The sequence below is a fragment of the Gilliamella sp. B3022 genome, assembly GCF_028751545.1.
GTDB lineage: Bacteria > Pseudomonadota > Gammaproteobacteria > Enterobacterales > Orbaceae > Gilliamella.
Genome location: NZ_CP071867.1, coordinates 2,198,298 through 2,213,962 on the forward strand (window position 1 = coordinate 2,198,298; position 15,665 = coordinate 2,213,962).

Below are 15,665 nucleotides of genomic sequence, written 5' to 3' on the forward strand. Positions count from 1 at the left end.
AATCACCTCATTTAACTGTTACTATCACGCCATTTTTTATTACCGCACGTAAACCAATACATTTAACTGGTATAGTTCCGTCGCCAACTTTTTCATAAACAGGCTGAATTTCATCAATTATTTGTTGACCAATTTCGCTTAGATTAATTTCAAACATTCGTTCTAATACTCTGATAATTGCGTGTTCACTAACTATCAGCTTGTTACTGCTAGAAAGTTCATTGATTTTCGTTTGAGTTTCTAAAATTTCTGTTTTAATCTGGTTGTAACGTTGTTGGCAGTCCTCCAATTCTGCCCCTAAAACGTCCTGTTTAGATTTTAATTTTTTTAACTGAGTTTGATATTTTTTTAATGTGTTACTGTTCATGTTCGTTCTCCGTTACATCTGTCGCCTCATCAAATTTTTTTATACCCCAAACGATGGCGTAACATAGCCAGATGTAACTGGATAGATATTTTCTCGGATCTGACTCCCAAAAATCGACAAATTTAAAACCATTGCAATTAAAATTTCTAATTGCCTCGACTATTTCCCATTCATCAGATGCGCACATGATTTTTTCATCAAATTCCATGGTTAATTCATATCTATAATAGCTCGATAAAGTGTCGTTCTCATCTAAATGGTTATTTAAATCCTCCTGAGCATTTTTTTTCACTATATCAATATCAAACTCTGAATAACTCGCCAATTTTGCGTCGTATCCTGTTGATTCTATTTTTTCTGACCAATAACTAGGATTTATCCGCAAATCATCAGAACGGAAAAAATTAAACATATCCGTTAATCTGGAGAATATTAACGATCCCATGTCGCCAGTAATTACTAGATATTCTGGATATGTGGTAATGTTAAAATAGTAATGGGTTGATTCTGGGTTTTTGAATGTTAAATGACGATAAACGCCATTGTTTTGATGAATTGTTAATTGGTGATTTTTAACATCATTTAAAAATCGTTCTAATATTGAATCAATCATTGTTTTAGTTCTCATTTAACCAGCTCAAAACTGAGCATCACATAGCCATTTTGTAAATATCTCTCATCATCTAAAATGTGGGTAATACGAACCTCAACATGTCTACCTCTATACCTACCGTCCCACTCTCTCAGTGATAATATATCTCCAACCCTATAATTGCGGTAGTTGTAGCGTATTTCGGATTTTTTGTCGCCACCCTCCACAGCCTTAAAATGTTTTGGTAATATTTTCAATTCGTGTGTTATTCGCGTGTTCCAAGCCCAAATAGCTTTCTTTTCAGAATCTTTTTCACTGCCTCTTGCGTTGCAGTTATAACAAACGACAGCATTGTAAATGCCCTGTTGTTCATCTGGAACAGCCTCATTGAATCTATAATTGCATTAAATGCTTTATTTGATAGTTTGTTTATTTCGCTAATATCTTCATCATATTGTGTTTGGGTTTCATGTTGGATTAATCTTAAATCCGGCTGAATAATGTCATGACCAAGATTATTTATAATCGCTTCAATGTTTGAGATTTGATTGTTTTTGATTGCGTTAAATATTGTTGGCATGGTTTTTTGTTCAAGTTCATTTATTCTGTCTATTTCTGCAAAGTATTCATTTAAAGATTCACCGTAAACATCCTCCCGCCTTAAAAGCGCAATATCATTTAATGAGATATCATGCACAAAGTCATTTATGATAACTTCTATTTTATCTTCAATTGTTTCAATCATTTAATCACCTATACGTGTGTTCCATGCTTTAATTAACTCCTCTCTTGAGTTATAAATCATTGCTCCGAGAGTTACATCATTAAAATGTGAAATAGGACAATTTTCATTTTCAATGAAACTATGTGTTATGGCATAACTAAGCCCAGACCATGGATCAATCTCATAAGATTCATCATGCAAATTTCCCTCGCTATCACACACTGCTATACGAGCTTCGCCACCGCAAAACGGGCAGGGTTTTAATTGTTCAGTCATAATCATTTCCTTATAGCTTAATAAATGAAATCCAATGCGTATTAGAGCGTTTTCCGCTAATGTGTCCAAAAAGCGGACTATATTCAGTTAACGCTAAAATATCTTTAACTGGTATATCTGTTTCATTCCATTTAAAAATTAAAGTCCCATTTGTTTTGAGCACACGAAAACATTCACTAAAGCCTTTCCTTAAATCTTCTTGCCATGTTGATTTATCGAGTTGGCCATATTTTTTTGCTAACCAACTATTGTGGCCAACTTTAACTAAATGAGGAGGGTCAAAACAAACTTGATAGAACGTTTCATCAGGAAAAGGTAAGTTTGTAAAATCAACTTGAATGTCTGGCTTGATTTCTAACGTTCGTCTGTCACATAAAATGTGGCTCTCTTTTCGTTTGTCGCAGAACAATACCCGATCATCTTTTTTATCAAAATAGAACATACGAGAGCCACAGCACACGTCAATAACGGGTTTATTTATGTTCATAATTACAGTGCTCCTTTATAATATTTATAATTTTTTCTGCTTTCCCAATCTTTGGATAGTTGACTGCGGCAGGCTTTTGCTTGTAACTGGTAATGAATGTCATCAATCTGTTCGCTGTACCGTATAACCGAAATCATGAGTTTAATTTCCCCATTCCAGTATTCACGGTTTTTGTTTTGTTATTAAATAAATCGTGTTCCATATTTTCACCAATAGCTATCGCACACTAAATAATCAGCGTGAGAATTGAGTTAATGAGTGGGTTATTTGTCGAGGGTTAGCTTGGCTTTAATTGGGCGAACCATTGTTGTTTGTTCAAATGCAGTCACAGAACCATCATAAATATTAACTACGTATTCAAAATCTTTAGTATTATTTTCATTGATTTCATCTCTCTTTTTACGGTAGAAAGCAAGTGTTGTGTAGGGATCTAGATTAGATTTAATATAAAATTAGTTACCAAATGAAAAAAACATCTCCGAATTCAATATATCTAAATTCGACTTTTTTATGATTCAATACTGTATCATCAATTTTCATTGTAATTACTCCGTGTGCGTAATAAATAATCATCGCATTTTCTAACAATTTCTAATGTAGTAGCATGGTTTTTGGTGTGTAGTAAACTATTACTAGAAATCCTCGGTGTACTGTTTTTAAGATAACATTTGTCTGACAAAAGAATTAAATGCTTCCTTTTCTATGTTCAAATTAAATACAGTAACGCTTTCGCCATTATTAAATTCGTATTCAATGTCTGTTATCACTGTTGTTCTCCTGTAAACGCTAAGCGGCTTCTATCATTAATAGTGATTTGTTTAAATTTATTAATAGCGGATCGTTTAGATTGGATGTATATTGTTTTTCACCTTCGAACTCGTCTATAACGCGTTTTTCTTCGCTGTCGCAGTCGTTGTAAGTCTTCATTGCGTAGTCTGGCGGTAACCATGTGCGCTCACGACTGACATATACATTAAAACGTCTGAGCAATGCCTCGTCTTTCACATAGAAATGCATAGTACCTTTTTGAAAAAGACGAACTTTAAACATAGAATTTTCAAAAAGATTTCTATTGATTGCTTTACCTGCTTGATAAGCATCATACCAAGCAATGTATGCTTGGCTTAATTTTATTTCTGGATATATACCATTATTAAAATAGACAAATACCTTTTCAATATCATCTAATTTTTCTATTACTCTATAATCTGCATGAAAACACGTTTTCAGCCAACCCTGTATAATTAAAATAAATTTAGAATTAATTTTGTAACCATTATTAGACTTCCAACCATTAAACAAATAAATATTCTTAGATTTTTCTGGATAGTAAGAACTTTCACGAGTTATCTCATCAAATAAAGCGAATATTGCATTTTTGAATAAATCGTTGCCGTTTTTTAAAATGTATTCATATAGTGTATTGATGTTATTACGTGAAAATTCCATGTTGGCAAAACGTCTAATAATATTGTTAAATGTGTTTACCTCTGCTGTTGTAAGTTTGTCCCTAAACTCTTTGCGGTCTAACAAATTTTTCCAATAGCGATCTTTAATAATATTATTTGCACACCTTAATGCTTTTTGAATATCATGAATTGTATAAGATTTCGATGAATCTAATCTTTCGCCAATTGAAACATGAATTAAATCACGACAACCGTAGGACGCCTTAAACATTGTTTCACATGTGCGCACAATACGCGTCTGATAATTTTGGTATTCAATCAACATATCATCAATTGATTGATGTTCTTTAATGTTTTTAACTTCCGAGCCGTCTTTTAAATCAATGTCATAGTTCATCCTTTCATATTCATCACTAAATATTTTTTCAATGTCTTGCTCTTTTTTAATATGAATTAGAGCTACCTCAACATCCGTTTTACGTTCTGATTCTGAAGTCGAAAAACCGCCATCAACATATTTAATTGTAGCATTGAGTTCGTTAAGTTTTTGGTTGAGTAAAATTCGATTATTGGTGCATGGGTTTTTAAGTGTTTCAGCATTCAATATGCATAGAATTTCGCCATCAACAACATAATTTAGGGCGTGTAACAAATGTTTATCACCATTTTTAAATGGTGGATTCATGATAATTAAATCGTAGTTTTCAATAGAATTGAATTCGAGAAAATCACTACCAACAATTTCTAAATTTAAATTTTCATATTTATATCGCTCACCTGAATTTTTGATATTCAGTAGAATGCTAGATAAATTATAATCAATTTCACAACAACTAAATCGAAAACCGCGTCTTTCCCAAGTTGATGCGTCATCATAAAAATATTTTATTAAATCGCCTTTGCCTGCGCTCGGCTCTAAAATGTAACTATAATTACGCTTATCTTTAGTTAACATTGAAAATAATTCAGTTGCCAGTTTTCGAGGGGTAGGGTAGAACTGATTATCATTATTCGGCAGATGTTTCATAATATTACTCACAATAAAAAACCGCTACATGAGCGGTTATATTTATAAAAAATTAGCACTAAAACGGGATGGAATCGTCGTCAAAATCCGTTTCTGGTGTTGATTGTGAATTGTTTTGTTGTTGCGATTGTTGCTGACTAGGTTGAACTTGTCCATCCAATTTTTTAGTTGGTTGAATTTGATTTACACGCAAGCATGGCTTTGTGACTGTCACTCCGTTCTTTTCCCATTCTTCAACATAAAACTCACCACTTACAGCTACCAAATCACCTTTTTTAATATTTGGAGCAAAAATTTCTGCCACTTTGCCCCATATAACACACTTGATCCATGCTGTTTTTTGATTATCTCCGTAACCAGCTTTAACTGGTAAACTAAATTCACTAACTGCTGTGCCGTTTTGTAAATACCGTAATTCAGCATCCTGACCGACGTTGCCTGTTGCTGTCATTGTATTAATTGCCATTTTCTCTCTCCAATTGGTTTTGCAGTTTCTGCAATGTTTTTTGAAATTTTTCTTCCCGTTTTTTAAATTGATTTATCACGCTCGACATTAAATGCTCTATAGCATCATTTTTTTTACAAAAATAATTTCCAGTCCATAATGGTCGAATCCACGAGGTTCTGTCATTATTTTTTATGATGATGCACTCATCATCGATCTGGCTAATTTTTTTTGTTTTTATGCGGGTCGATGATAGTGAGGGGGCTGCGAGATACAACAAATCCCCAACTTTCAGTTTTTTCCATTCTTCAGGTGTAATCATAATCACGCCTCAGGTAGTGGGATTTCATTAATTTCTTTAAGTCTTTCTATGTAAGCGCTTTCTGCTGCTGATAAAAACTCTGGATAATCACAAAAAATATTTCTTGCTGCTTGGATTAATTTTTCAAGCTTAGTTGTTAGCGTGGTTTCCTTAACTTTGGACAAATAATCTGACAGCCTATCTTCAAGTGCTTTATCTTGCGGTTCTTCATTTTTCGTTTGATTTGCAGTGTCCGCCTCATTTATTAACAGATTTGCATCAGGAGGAGTAATGTCTTTTACAGTTTTTCTTGCTTCTTCTAATTCGTCAGTTGAGTAAACCCCTAAAATAACTTCAGGACAGTACAATCTAGCCCAGTATTTGACGGCTAAATATGCTATTTGCTGTTTTGGAGCTGTTTTCCACAAAGGTGAGTTTCTGATTGTGACATTGCTTAAATATAATGGTTCTCCCCATGTTATATTTTGTTCACCTGTTAAAATAGCACCAACCTTAATGCCCAAGTTTAGTTTAATTTCATCATCATGCTTTTTATCTGTTTTTTGGAATGCGTCCCAGTTACCTATATATTCATATTTGAATCTGCCGTTAATAGCTCCAGATGTTACAATTACGGCATTTACTAACTGTGCTTCATAGCCAAGCGTTCCATTTACTATATGTGTTTTTTGAGCCACCGCAAAAGGGTTCATTTTCCATTGTACCGCTTGCATAGTTACCGCCATGCAGTCAGCAACATTACCTGCCAAATGCTTTGGAACTGTTGCTACTCCTTTCGCCATCACTTGCGAAAATTCTTGTATTCTCTGTAGCATTTGATGACTAAATACAGTGTTATTAACCTGTCCAATTGGTTGTTCGTGCTCTATAATTTCATTATTCATTGATAATTCATAAGTCATATTCATTTTTCCTTATCCATTGTGGTCTTTGAATTGTTTCTATACCGTCCCATTTATTGCTTTTTAAACAAGATGCATATGTAAAAAGATTTTCTCTATACAGTCTGTACCCAACATTTAAATCATGTTCATCAAGTTGAATTACTCTAACTGGATATTTACCGCAATCGATAACATCACTAACTGCAATAAATAAAAAAACAGGGTCGGAGTTAAATATTTCAGTATATCCATCGATATACATTGCTGCTTGAACGTGGTAGCGGTAATCTTCAATGCTTCTACCAAAATCATTAATATTACTTGTCTTTTTAACATCAACGATTATTGGTAAGTCATTAATTATTTTGTCGGGTCTAATTCTGCATAAAACATTAGTTTCAAAATCAGTCCAGTAAATAGAAGATTCACAATAACCGTCCATATCAAGTAATTTTTTTGCAATTGGATGTGCAAAAGCACTCTCTTGCATTAGCCGTAATTTCCGTTCTTCTTCTTCTGTGATAATGATTTTTTCGGGTGAATAATTTTCTTCCATAAATTGTTCGAGGTCTTTTTTACCTTGCGTTGTTCTACGGTCAAATGAAGGAACAACAATAAACCGCTCATTAAAGTGTTGCGGTTCTAAAAGAAGACAGTGTAGGGCTGTGCCAATGTCTAAAGCTTTCTTTTTTTCTTTATCTTCTGGTGCTTCTTGTCGCCATTTGTAAATTGCAGGGCTTTTTGCAATATCATCTAGATTAGACTTGCTCACACCCTCACTGTTGTGATAATCTTTATTAGATATATCGTAATAAATACCCTGTTTCATGTTGGCTCCTTATTATCTTTTTCATTTTCTATAACCACTTTTAATCACTCGCAATCTTAAACATCCATTGAAATAGCATAAACAACATCCCAATCGTTAGTACGCATGTACAAAAAAGGGCGTACATTTGTTCGCCCTTGTTTAGTCTATAATCATTTCTAAATCGGTCCATTTGATAAACATTGCAGCCGACATGATCTATGGGTATTGTGTTCATTGTTTTCATTCCTCTTTTAACCAATCTGGACGCTCGCCCTTACCGCAATAAATATCAATGATATCAAGTAATCGCGGGTAAAATTGCAGAGCTTTTTTACCATCCATTTGGGCGATTTCTTTTTTTGAAAATTTGCGCCAATTATTTGCTGGGTGACATTCGTCTTCAACGCGGACGCAATCACCATTTGTTATTGATATGAAATAGGTTTCATCTAAAATAATGAATATTGATTCAGGTAAATTAGCATCGCTCAAATCAGCACCGCGCAAATCAGCACCGCGCAAATTAGCACGGTTCAAATTAGCACCGCGCAAATCAGCACCGCGCAAATCAGCATCGATCAAATAAGCATCGCTCAAATCAGCACCGCGCAAATCAGCACTGTCCAAATTAGCACTGCGCAAATCAGCATCGATCAAATAAGCATCGCTCAAATCAGCACCGCGCAAATTAGCACTGTCCAAATTAGCACTGCGCAAATTAGCATGGACCAAATTAGCACTGTCCAAATTAGCATCGATCAAATCAGCATCGATCAAATAAGCACCGCTCAAATCAGCACCGCGCAAATCAGCACCGCTCAAATCAGCATCGATCAAATAAGCATCGCGCAAATCAGCACGGTTCAAATTAGCACCGCTCAAATTAGCATCGCGCAAATAAGCATCGATCAAATCAGCATCGCTCAAATCAGCACGGATCAAATTAGCATCGCGCAAATAAGCATCGATCAAATCAGCACCGCGCAAATTAGCACCGCGCAAATTAGCACCGCGCAAATTAGCACTGTCCAAATCAGCACCGCGCAAATTAGCACGGCCCAAATTAGCACTGTCCAAATTAGCACCGCGCAAATCAGCTTTTATTCCTTTCTTACCAAGACTGTCAATCCATATTTTGTGTTGTTCTAAAATTTCTCTAATATTCATTGTTTTATCTCTTAATTCTGTAAAAAAAGCCCTCAAGTGAGGGTAAATAGGATGTAGCAATGTGCCGTCTTTCCGAGCTGTCAGTATTTTTAATAAGAAAATACAATCAATTCTTCAGCTAATTCTTGTGAGTTGTAATGCTCAAATAGAATAGCTCCGTTATAAGTTAAATAACCGCTATAGTGACAATAAACAGTTCTGTACACATCGCCAACCTTCACACTAATATTTGAACTTGTAAACATAATTTTTACCTTTTTAATTTATTGACCCACAATATTTTATCTCTTTAATTTATAAAATTATCGCTACTGATGTTAATTAATGGTATTGATTTATTTTTTATTCAATTCCGCTCTAGCCTGTGAATAACAAATGTCTATTATAAACTGATTAAATATATTTTGATCAACGGCATTATTTTCTAAACAAATAGAAATTAGATCGATTATCAGCTGATCGTTGTTATTACTAAAATTTTGCATCAACTCATTTGCTCGTTTATCGATTTCCTCATCTAGCTCATCGCCATTTTCGATATTCTGCATCATGTTTTGATATTGTTTTTCATAACCGTTTTCTACACATTGATATAAGTTATTCATAATCAATTCCTTACATATATTTCAAACTCAAGCCCACTCACTGAATGGGCTTTGATTTGAATTTTTAACCAAATTTTCTCGATGGTTGCGAGTTTTTGCGCTCCCTTATTCCATGATGTTTTTCAACAGTTTAGAGGGAGATAGGCATTTCGTTCTTAGATAAGCTTCACTTTCACACTGTTTACTTGAACAACACTTTATAAGTTGTCTCGACTTTTCTAGTTTTTAAAGAGCGTTCACATAAGTGATTATTTATTTCTTTCCAAAACCGCTGTACTTTCATATGCCTCAGCTAGCTACTTGAATCTTATTAACTTGTTAAATAACTCGTAGTCTTGTTTAACTTTGTTGTTAAGTTGATTTGTTTTGATGGGTGTAGTTTAGTAAACAATTAACTTTTAGTAAAGTGGAATATTTACTAAACACTAAACTTTTTATGCAAAAAATATTTAATGTTTAGTAAAACAATAATTTAGTTAATTATAAAATTAATTTGATTGGCTATTTTTTATACAGAAAAAATAAGAAAAGATTTTATATGCAGATTTTAGGCGTGAAAAAAGCCCCGTTTGGGGCTTTGTTTTATCTTAAAGAACTAAGCTGCCTTAGCTAGACTCAATGCAAATTTGTACCCATCATTATATGCAGTAAATGCATCCTTATGTCGGACACTACCTGCTTGACTGCATGGGATGCTATCTAAAACAGAATCATCCATTGCTTTAGGTATTCCATTTACTGCATGAAAATAGCCTAATTCAAATGCACAACCCGCACATTTATGTCTGCTAAAAGTTCCTTGATATTCCGGTAAAGATTCAAAATGAACATCATAACGGTGCGCCTTTCGGCATATAGGTGAATAACCCATAATAATACTCCTATAAAGGATAAGCATTAAATAGGGCTTTACTTAAAAAGAAAACGAATATAGAATAGTAATCGAGATCTCACAATAAAGCCCTAAATGCTTTATTTTTTTATATTTGCCCGATACGCCAATATCGGGCTCCCCTATATATAGTAGTAAAAAAACGGCTTACCACTAAATATTGATCGAATTATACTCAGTAAATTAATTTATTTCAATAAAATGATCCACTTAGAGTGCGTTTAATTAAAAATAAACCCCATATTCTCATTTTGAGTGAATTAATATTAAATGAAATAGAACCTCTTAAAATTTGGTTGGTGAATCATTAGAGGTATGTAAAAAAACACAGCTATTATTCATAAGCTGATTTTAAGCACAAAAAACCCGCCGAAGCGGTGTATATAATATTTAAGGGGTTTTTGGGAGTTAGTTTATTTGATATTGATATTGAGTAATTTAATTTATTTGAAATTCGACCGCCACCAATGAATAATCATTTGTTATGGAGATAATCTATACCTGAAATTATCATTTTTAATGCTGATATTTTTTGGGTAAGATTAAAATCATTTGATGCAATTAAATGGGAAAGATCAGTATTTGCTAACTCCATTATAAACCAAGGTTTTTCTATGTGTAGATTATGCATATAAATTGAAACAACATTAGATGATACACAAGATGCCTGACATCGAACCTCTTCATTAAATCTTTCCTTTACCTGTCCCAAATCAAGTATAGACTCGCTCTTTTCTTTGGAAGGACTAAATGTTTTTCTTGCATACTCTCCATGGCATTTTATGCCATCACTGTTATATAGTTCAACTTTATCAACATAACCAAAACCACCACTACCAAGTTCGCCAATTTTTTTTATTAAATATCCAAAATGATGGTGCTCTTGCATTTTTAATCCTCACGAAGTTATCCGTGCTTCCTTAGTAACATTGATTGACTCAGCATTACTTTCCCATGAATATAAAGTTGATCAATTTCATCTTCGTTTATATCCCATTCCTTGTATTTTTTATTGTCAGATATAACAATCAGTTTATCTTTAATTACCTGTAAGCGCTTCACATACAAGCTTTTACCGAACGTAAATACATATATTCCATCGCCGTTAAATTCTTTTTTTGAAACGTCTACATAAATTGAATCTCCACTTTCAAACGTTCCTTGCATCGAATCACCTGAAATATTAATTACTTTTAAATTATCGGTATCCACACCTTTAAATAATATTTTTGCCTGTTCTGAATCATATTCTATTAATTTAATCACTTCCATTACATCCGAATTTAGGTAGCCTGCTCCTGCGCTAGCTGTAATATCTAAAATCTCTATCACGTAGTTGTTATTATTAGCGTGATGCTGATTATTTTGTTTTATTCCATATATTTCATTGTCATTAATTTTATCTAGATAAAATTCAGGCATGCCGTAATCATGTTCTAAACGACGAGCCGATTTTTCGCCAAAAGGCGCCCGTCCGTTCACCAACTGAGAAATATAACTTTTCTCTTTTGGTGGAACAGATTTATCTGAAAACCATAGTTTTAAATTGCTCGCTCTTAGCTCTTTTAATTTGTTTCTATTCATCTTAGTTCCTCTATGTACATTTTATTTAGTAATTGCTAAACAAGCAAAAAATAAACTTTATCTAAACTTACTTGACTTTTGGTTTAGCGTTAAATAAACTTTAGTTAAGTTTTAACTAACCTAAGGTAATAATGAAACTATCACATTATTTAAACCTGCTCCCTAAAGGTGGTAAAAGTCAATTTGCCAAAGAAATTGATGTGTCCAAGTCTTTCTTATGTCAAATGGCTTCAGGAAAAGCTAATGTTCCAATTCGTGTAGCAAAAAAAATTGAAGAACACACCCACGGACAGGTAACAAAAGCCGAGTTACGCCCTGATGTCTGGGGTTAATAATAAATGTAAGTACTAAACAAAGTAACCCAAACGAGGATTTTTAAAATATGGGTAACAAGAAAAAATTAATTAATGATTTATTAAGCTCCATTGATGGCGGTATGGAAGTAGCAGCCAGTTATTTAGGTTTATCTGTATCTGCTTTTAATGATCGGCGTTACGAAAATAAAGGAACTCGATTCTTCACTTGTGATGAACTTTTAGCATTACAAGAGTTAAGCAGGACAACATTAGTTGCGGATTATTTTGCAAGAGCAGTGAATTGTATAGTCATAAAAAAACCTGATGTCGCTAAAGCGGGAAGTTATGATCTTTTTGAATTAATGTTAAGCATTGGAACGGCAAGAGGTGAATACGATGCATATTTATCCAAAGCGATTAGTGATGGCGTTATTACTAGCGATGAAGAAGCAATATTAAATAATTTATGTGACTCAATAGTAAAAAGACGACTTACCGCACATCAAGAAACACTTGCAGCGCATAAACCATCTAATTAGTGAGGTATTCATGAGCACATTAAAAACTAAAAAAACACTGAGCCAGTGCGATCGAATATTACAGCATTTGCAAAGCGGTAAAACAATTACCCCGGCACAAGCGTGGGATTTGTTCGGTTGCTACAGATTAGGTGCTCGCATCCACGATTTAAGAAAACAAAATTTTCAGATTGTTACTGAGATTATTTATAAAAATGGCGGCAATTTTGCGGAGTATTCTTTGAGGTCAAACAATGAACGCAGTTGAAACATTAAAATTGATAGGGCGTCCTAACGCATATTACCCAAAATTAGCTAAGCCTTTAGGTGGTGTTAACCCTGCGGTTTTATTCTCACAATTATTTTATTGGCAAGATAAAGCAACGTCTGATTTAGGTGTGTATAAAACTCGTGATGAACTTGAAGAAGAAACTGGGTTATCTCATAACGCACAAAGAACAGCTATCAAAAAACTAAAAGAAAAAGGCGTTTTAATTGTTACTGAAAAGCGATTAGATCATAAAACTTTTTACAAAATTGATAATGGGAAAGTTAATGAAATTTTAGCTAATTTCGCCGAATCTGTTAATCAACTATCGCGAAGTGAAGAAAGTAATTCTCCCGATCTCTGCAATGTAGAGTTCGAGAAGACTACAAAGTCGAGTTCGTTAGATCAAGAGATTACTACAAAGACTACTACAGAGAATACTACAAATAATATTAAGTCATCTGAAGATGACCAACCTAAATCTAAAAAATCAGATTCGATCGATTTTGATTTAGTCATGGATGCGTACAACGATGCTGTAGAAAACAGGTTACCACAAATTGAGAAAATGACTACAACCAGAAAGAACTTAGTCAAGAAATTTTTGAAAGAACGAAAAGAACTAACTTTAAATGATTTGATTAATTACTTTTATGATTTTGTGGAAAAAGCACCGGCATGGGTATTCGGTGAAAATAAACGGAATTGGAAAGCTAAGTTTGAATTCATTGTGACAGATGAGACTTATACAAAGTTTAGAGAGGGTGCGCTATGAATATAATACCTCATGATTTAGTTGCTGAGCAAGCTGTTCTCGGTTCAATGATGCTAGATTTTGGATCTGAGCGTTGTCAAAAAGCAATTCGCAAATTGAAACAGGATTCATTTTACAATCGACAACATCAAGTTATTTTTGCTGAAATGATTGAATTAAGTCGAAAAAATCAGCCAATAGATTTAATCACTTTGTCAGACAGTATGGAGCAAAACGGAACCCTAAAAGATTGTGGTGGTTTAGCGTATCTTGCTGAGCTGTCCAAGAACACACCAACCATGACCAATATTATTGCTTATGCTGGTATTGTTCGCGATAAGGCTATTGAACGTTTTACGTTAAAAAAATTAAACGACTGTAGCGCGATGATTTTTGAAAAATCGACATTATCAACTAGTGATAAATTATCAGCTATTCAATCGCTATTTACACAAATTGATGACTACAACAAGACGGGAAAATCGTTAGGGCTTAAATCGCTATCAACCATTGCCAACAAATGGACCGAAACTCTAGATAAACGATTAGCAAATGCAGATAGTGCACGTGGGTTATCAACTGGAATTAAAGCGCTAGATAAAAAATTATCACCAAAAGGATTGGTTCGAGGTTCATTATTTGTTGTTGGTGCTCGCCCCAAAATGGGTAAAACCACATTTGAAATTAACATGGCTCGCCATTGCGCAATGCATGACAATTTGCCAGTTTTGATGTTCTCACTAGAAATGCAAGATGAGCAAATGCTAGAAAATATTTTGGCTCAAGAGTCATGTGTCAATAGTGATATTTTCTACGATGGGGCATTAGGAACGGATGGCGGTGCGGAATTTTCGAGGGTTATGCATCATCTAAATGAGCTAACAAAAACTAATAACATCTACATTGATGATACCCCAGCTATTACCTTGTCACATATACGCTCAGAATCACGCCGAATGGCACGAGAGCGAGGTCAGATAGGTATGATTATGGTTGATTACTTGACACTAATGGGAAAGGAAAAAAACGTTGATGATCAACGAAACGACTTGATATACGGAGCTATTACAAAAGGTTTAAAAGCGCTGGCTAAAGAACTGAATTGTGTAGTTGTTCTGTTAACTCAGTTAAACCGAAACCTAGAATCACGAGCAGATAAGCGTCCAATACCTAGTGATAGTCGCGATACAGGTCAAATCGAACAGGATTGTGATTACTGGTTAGGAATTTATCGTGATGCTGTTTACAACGAAAGCGCAGATAAGAACTTGATGGAAATAAACGTAGCTTTAAATCGTCACGGTGCAGGTAATTTCACAGTATATGCAGGAATTAGTAATGGTCGCATTTATGAAGTTGATCAAGCCGAATCATACACTAAAGCACGCCCTGAGCCAGTGAAAAAAGAACGTAGATATGCGCAAGCTAGTTAATCACTGCTCACAGGGACACTATCACATACTAGACAAAATAGCATATGACTATGTTACAGCGCTGAAAAAACGAGGGGCAAACGTAGCAAAAATTAAACATGAACTAGTCGAACAAGTTAAAAAATATTCGGAAGAAGAGAAGGCAAAATTAAGGGAGTTGATACAAAAATGGCAAAAAAACATAAATACATAATCACGGCAAACGTCAAAAAAAACTTGCAGGAATGGGGCTGCATTTGGCGTTGTAGTGATAAAAAAATGACTGAAAAATCATTGGCTAAATCGCTGTCGTACGTTCGGGGCGGAGTTGGGCGGGATACAGTCCCTGTTGAGGTGCGTAATTTCCAGTGTGAGAGGGTTTAGATATGGATTATTTTTTTGCTGTAATGATTTTTATAGCTTTAACTTTAAATTTTATTTTACTGTGCGGATTGGTTGGATCAGGTGCAAGTTCATCAATTCTTGATTTATTTGATAAAAAATTTAAGCAGTATCGATTAGCTGGAAGTTTGGCTAAAGCTGTAGAGAAAGCTAATAAGGACTTTAAAGCTGTGGTGATTATTCATGGTGATTATGAAATTTTAGTTGCTAGGAAAGTAAAAGGTTCAACCAATGACTAAATTAACACAGCAAGAGATAAACGAACTAAGAAAAAGTTTTGAAATAGTGATCTGCAAGCAATTTGATGCTACTTATATCGAAAAAGATTGTAACGGTAATTATGTTAATGATTATGTTCAGAATGAATGGATTAAAAACATTAATATTTTTAATTTGTTAAGCAATGACTGAATGAATTAAGGG

24 protein-coding genes are annotated in these 15,665 nt (G+C 34.1%); 8 read left to right on the forward strand and 16 right to left on the reverse strand.

The features are described from left to right. Positions 1–7: 7 nt before the first annotated feature. The 16 genes from J4T76_RS09965 to J4T76_RS10035 all read right to left on the reverse strand — a co-directional run bounded on the left by J4T76_RS09965 (position 8) and on the right by J4T76_RS10035 (position 11,592). On the reverse strand, positions 8–367 hold the full coding sequence (locus J4T76_RS09965; protein ID WP_267355878.1) for a hypothetical protein: 360 nt from the start codon (positions 365–367) through the stop codon (positions 8–10). Then, positions 357–995: a hypothetical protein gene (locus J4T76_RS09970; protein WP_267355876.1), complete on the reverse strand. Its 639-nt coding sequence runs from the start codon at positions 993–995 to the stop codon at positions 357–359. The genes J4T76_RS09965 and J4T76_RS09970 overlap by 11 nt, the downstream gene beginning before the upstream one ends. Continuing rightward, on the reverse strand, positions 992–1,186 hold the full coding sequence (locus J4T76_RS11920) for a DUF3850 domain-containing protein (RefSeq protein WP_443135243.1): 195 nt from the start codon (positions 1,184–1,186) through the stop codon (positions 992–994). Before J4T76_RS11920 ends, J4T76_RS09970 begins: the two co-directional genes overlap by 4 nt. A gap of 38 nt (positions 1,187–1,224) precedes the next feature. Further along, positions 1,225–1,704, reverse strand: coding sequence for a hypothetical protein (locus tag J4T76_RS09975; protein ID WP_267363229.1), 480 nt, complete (start codon positions 1,702–1,704; stop codon positions 1,225–1,227). Further along, on the reverse strand, positions 1,705–1,959 hold the full coding sequence (locus tag J4T76_RS09980; protein ID WP_267341298.1) for a Lar family restriction alleviation protein: 255 nt from the start codon (positions 1,957–1,959) through the stop codon (positions 1,705–1,707). A 10-nt stretch (positions 1,960–1,969) separates the two neighbouring features. Continuing rightward, the gene (locus J4T76_RS09985) at positions 1,970–2,446 is read right to left on the reverse strand and encodes a class I SAM-dependent methyltransferase (RefSeq protein WP_267363232.1); all 477 of its coding nucleotides are present in this window, start codon (positions 2,444–2,446) and stop codon (positions 1,970–1,972) included. 786 nt (positions 2,447–3,232) lie between these two features. Then, the gene (locus J4T76_RS09990) at positions 3,233–4,894 is read right to left on the reverse strand and encodes a DUF4942 domain-containing protein (protein WP_267363234.1); all 1,662 of its coding nucleotides are present in this window, start codon (positions 4,892–4,894) and stop codon (positions 3,233–3,235) included. 46 nt (positions 4,895–4,940) lie between these two features. After that, a complete protein-coding gene (locus J4T76_RS09995) occupies positions 4,941–5,348 on the reverse strand; it encodes a single-stranded DNA-binding protein (RefSeq protein WP_267363237.1) in 408 nt (135 codons plus the stop codon). Then, positions 5,338–5,649 carry a hypothetical protein gene (locus J4T76_RS10000; RefSeq protein ID WP_267363239.1) on the reverse strand — a complete coding sequence of 104 codons (312 nt, stop codon included), beginning with the start codon at positions 5,647–5,649 and terminating at the stop codon, positions 5,338–5,340. The genes J4T76_RS09995 and J4T76_RS10000 overlap by 11 nt, the downstream gene beginning before the upstream one ends. A 2-nt stretch (positions 5,650–5,651) precedes the next feature. Next, on the reverse strand, positions 5,652–6,551 hold the full coding sequence (locus J4T76_RS10005; protein WP_274460463.1) for a RecT family recombinase: 900 nt from the start codon (positions 6,549–6,551) through the stop codon (positions 5,652–5,654). Further along, positions 6,541–7,362, reverse strand: coding sequence for a PD-(D/E)XK nuclease-like domain-containing protein (locus tag J4T76_RS10010; protein WP_267355054.1), 822 nt, complete (start codon positions 7,360–7,362; stop codon positions 6,541–6,543). Before J4T76_RS10010 ends, J4T76_RS10005 begins: the two co-directional genes overlap by 11 nt. 222 nt (positions 7,363–7,584) lie before the next feature. Beyond that, complete coding sequence (locus J4T76_RS10015) at positions 7,585–8,511, reverse strand: pentapeptide repeat-containing protein (protein ID WP_267363240.1); 927 nt, start codon at positions 8,509–8,511, stop codon at positions 7,585–7,587. A gap of 335 nt (positions 8,512–8,846) precedes the next feature. After that, positions 8,847–9,116, reverse strand: a complete 270-nt coding sequence (locus J4T76_RS10020; protein ID WP_267363241.1) for a hypothetical protein — start codon at positions 9,114–9,116, stop codon at positions 8,847–8,849. A 595-nt stretch (positions 9,117–9,711) separates the two neighbouring features. Next, positions 9,712–9,987 (reverse strand): hypothetical protein, encoded by a 276-nt coding sequence (locus J4T76_RS10025; protein WP_267342101.1) that lies wholly within the window; start codon positions 9,985–9,987, stop codon positions 9,712–9,714. 496 nt (positions 9,988–10,483) lie between these two features. Continuing rightward, complete coding sequence (locus J4T76_RS10030; protein ID WP_267363243.1) at positions 10,484–10,897, reverse strand: protein kinase domain-containing protein; 414 nt, start codon at positions 10,895–10,897, stop codon at positions 10,484–10,486. 17 nt (positions 10,898–10,914) lie between these two features. Beyond that, entirely contained in the window at positions 10,915–11,592 is a 678-nt protein-coding gene (locus J4T76_RS10035) for a S24 family peptidase (RefSeq protein WP_267342105.1), read from the reverse strand. Positions 11,593–11,723: 131 nt separating this feature from the next. Here J4T76_RS10035 and J4T76_RS10040 point away from each other — a divergent pair, with 131 nt between their 5' ends. From J4T76_RS10040 to J4T76_RS10075, 8 genes are all read left to right on the forward strand, one after another. Beyond that, entirely contained in the window at positions 11,724–11,924 is a 201-nt protein-coding gene (locus tag J4T76_RS10040) for a transcriptional regulator (protein WP_267363245.1), read from the forward strand. Positions 11,925–11,974: 50 nt separating this feature from the next. Continuing rightward, a complete protein-coding gene (locus J4T76_RS10045; protein ID WP_267342108.1) occupies positions 11,975–12,427 on the forward strand; it encodes a YmfL family putative regulatory protein in 453 nt (150 codons plus the stop codon). A gap of 10 nt (positions 12,428–12,437) precedes the next feature. Beyond that, complete coding sequence (locus J4T76_RS10050) at positions 12,438–12,674, forward strand: helix-turn-helix domain-containing protein (RefSeq protein ID WP_267363247.1); 237 nt, start codon at positions 12,438–12,440, stop codon at positions 12,672–12,674. Then, positions 12,661–13,449, forward strand: a complete 789-nt coding sequence (locus J4T76_RS10055; RefSeq protein ID WP_267363249.1) for a hypothetical protein — start codon at positions 12,661–12,663, stop codon at positions 13,447–13,449. The genes J4T76_RS10050 and J4T76_RS10055 overlap by 14 nt, the downstream gene beginning before the upstream one ends. Continuing rightward, positions 13,446–14,861 (forward strand): replicative DNA helicase, encoded by a 1,416-nt coding sequence (locus tag J4T76_RS10060; protein ID WP_267342112.1) that lies wholly within the window; start codon positions 13,446–13,448, stop codon positions 14,859–14,861. Before J4T76_RS10055 ends, J4T76_RS10060 begins: the two co-directional genes overlap by 4 nt. Further along, positions 14,845–15,054 (forward strand): hypothetical protein, encoded by a 210-nt coding sequence (locus J4T76_RS10065; RefSeq protein ID WP_274460464.1) that lies wholly within the window; start codon positions 14,845–14,847, stop codon positions 15,052–15,054. Before J4T76_RS10060 ends, J4T76_RS10065 begins: the two co-directional genes overlap by 17 nt. A gap of 172 nt (positions 15,055–15,226) precedes the next feature. Next, positions 15,227–15,481, forward strand: coding sequence for a hypothetical protein (locus J4T76_RS10070; protein ID WP_267342115.1), 255 nt, complete (start codon positions 15,227–15,229; stop codon positions 15,479–15,481). After that, on the forward strand, positions 15,474–15,653 hold the full coding sequence (locus J4T76_RS10075; RefSeq protein WP_267342116.1) for a hypothetical protein: 180 nt from the start codon (positions 15,474–15,476) through the stop codon (positions 15,651–15,653). Before J4T76_RS10070 ends, J4T76_RS10075 begins: the two co-directional genes overlap by 8 nt. The last annotated feature ends 12 nt before the right edge of the window (positions 15,654–15,665 follow it).

What these genes read in the sequence shown, in the direction of transcription:
- J4T76_RS09985 (WP_267363232.1), bottom strand. Translation starts at nt 2,446, where the DNA reads ATGAACATAAATAAACCCGTTATTGACGTGTGCTGTGGCTCTCGTATG.
- J4T76_RS10025 (WP_267342101.1), bottom strand. Translation starts at nt 9,987, where the DNA reads ATGGGTTATTCACCTATATGCCGAAAGGCGCACCGTTATGATGTTCAT.
- J4T76_RS10075 (WP_267342116.1), top strand. Translation starts at nt 15,474, where the DNA reads ATGACTAAATTAACACAGCAAGAGATAAACGAACTAAGAAAAAGTTTT.
- J4T76_RS10020 (WP_267363241.1), bottom strand. Translation starts at nt 9,116, where the DNA reads ATGAATAACTTATATCAATGTGTAGAAAACGGTTATGAAAAACAATAT.
- J4T76_RS10060 (WP_267342112.1), top strand. Translation starts at nt 13,446, where the DNA reads ATGAATATAATACCTCATGATTTAGTTGCTGAGCAAGCTGTTCTCGGT.
- J4T76_RS10015 (WP_267363240.1), bottom strand. Translation starts at nt 8,511, where the DNA reads ATGAATATTAGAGAAATTTTAGAACAACACAAAATATGGATTGACAGT.
- J4T76_RS10040 (WP_267363245.1), top strand. Translation starts at nt 11,724, where the DNA reads ATGAAACTATCACATTATTTAAACCTGCTCCCTAAAGGTGGTAAAAGT.
- J4T76_RS10045 (WP_267342108.1), top strand. Translation starts at nt 11,975, where the DNA reads ATGGGTAACAAGAAAAAATTAATTAATGATTTATTAAGCTCCATTGAT.
- J4T76_RS10010 (WP_267355054.1), bottom strand. Translation starts at nt 7,362, where the DNA reads ATGAAACAGGGTATTTATTACGATATATCTAATAAAGATTATCACAAC.
- J4T76_RS09995 (WP_267363237.1), bottom strand. Translation starts at nt 5,348, where the DNA reads ATGGCAATTAATACAATGACAGCAACAGGCAACGTCGGTCAGGATGCT.
- J4T76_RS09975 (WP_267363229.1), bottom strand. Translation starts at nt 1,704, where the DNA reads ATGATTGAAACAATTGAAGATAAAATAGAAGTTATCATAAATGACTTT.
- J4T76_RS10055 (WP_267363249.1), top strand. Translation starts at nt 12,661, where the DNA reads ATGAACGCAGTTGAAACATTAAAATTGATAGGGCGTCCTAACGCATAT.
- J4T76_RS09980 (WP_267341298.1), bottom strand. Translation starts at nt 1,959, where the DNA reads ATGACTGAACAATTAAAACCCTGCCCGTTTTGCGGTGGCGAAGCTCGT.
- J4T76_RS10050 (WP_267363247.1), top strand. Translation starts at nt 12,438, where the DNA reads ATGAGCACATTAAAAACTAAAAAAACACTGAGCCAGTGCGATCGAATA.
- J4T76_RS10070 (WP_267342115.1), top strand. Translation starts at nt 15,227, where the DNA reads ATGGATTATTTTTTTGCTGTAATGATTTTTATAGCTTTAACTTTAAAT.
- J4T76_RS09970 (WP_267355876.1), bottom strand. Translation starts at nt 995, where the DNA reads ATGAGAACTAAAACAATGATTGATTCAATATTAGAACGATTTTTAAAT.
- J4T76_RS10035 (WP_267342105.1), bottom strand. Translation starts at nt 11,592, where the DNA reads ATGAATAGAAACAAATTAAAAGAGCTAAGAGCGAGCAATTTAAAACTA.
- J4T76_RS10000 (WP_267363239.1), bottom strand. Translation starts at nt 5,649, where the DNA reads ATGATTACACCTGAAGAATGGAAAAAACTGAAAGTTGGGGATTTGTTG.
- J4T76_RS10005 (WP_274460463.1), bottom strand. Translation starts at nt 6,551, where the DNA reads ATGACTTATGAATTATCAATGAATAATGAAATTATAGAGCACGAACAA.
- J4T76_RS09965 (WP_267355878.1), bottom strand. Translation starts at nt 367, where the DNA reads ATGAACAGTAACACATTAAAAAAATATCAAACTCAGTTAAAAAAATTA.
- J4T76_RS10065 (WP_274460464.1), top strand. Translation starts at nt 14,845, where the DNA reads ATGCGCAAGCTAGTTAATCACTGCTCACAGGGACACTATCACATACTA.
- J4T76_RS10030 (WP_267363243.1), bottom strand. Translation starts at nt 10,897, where the DNA reads ATGCAAGAGCACCATCATTTTGGATATTTAATAAAAAAAATTGGCGAA.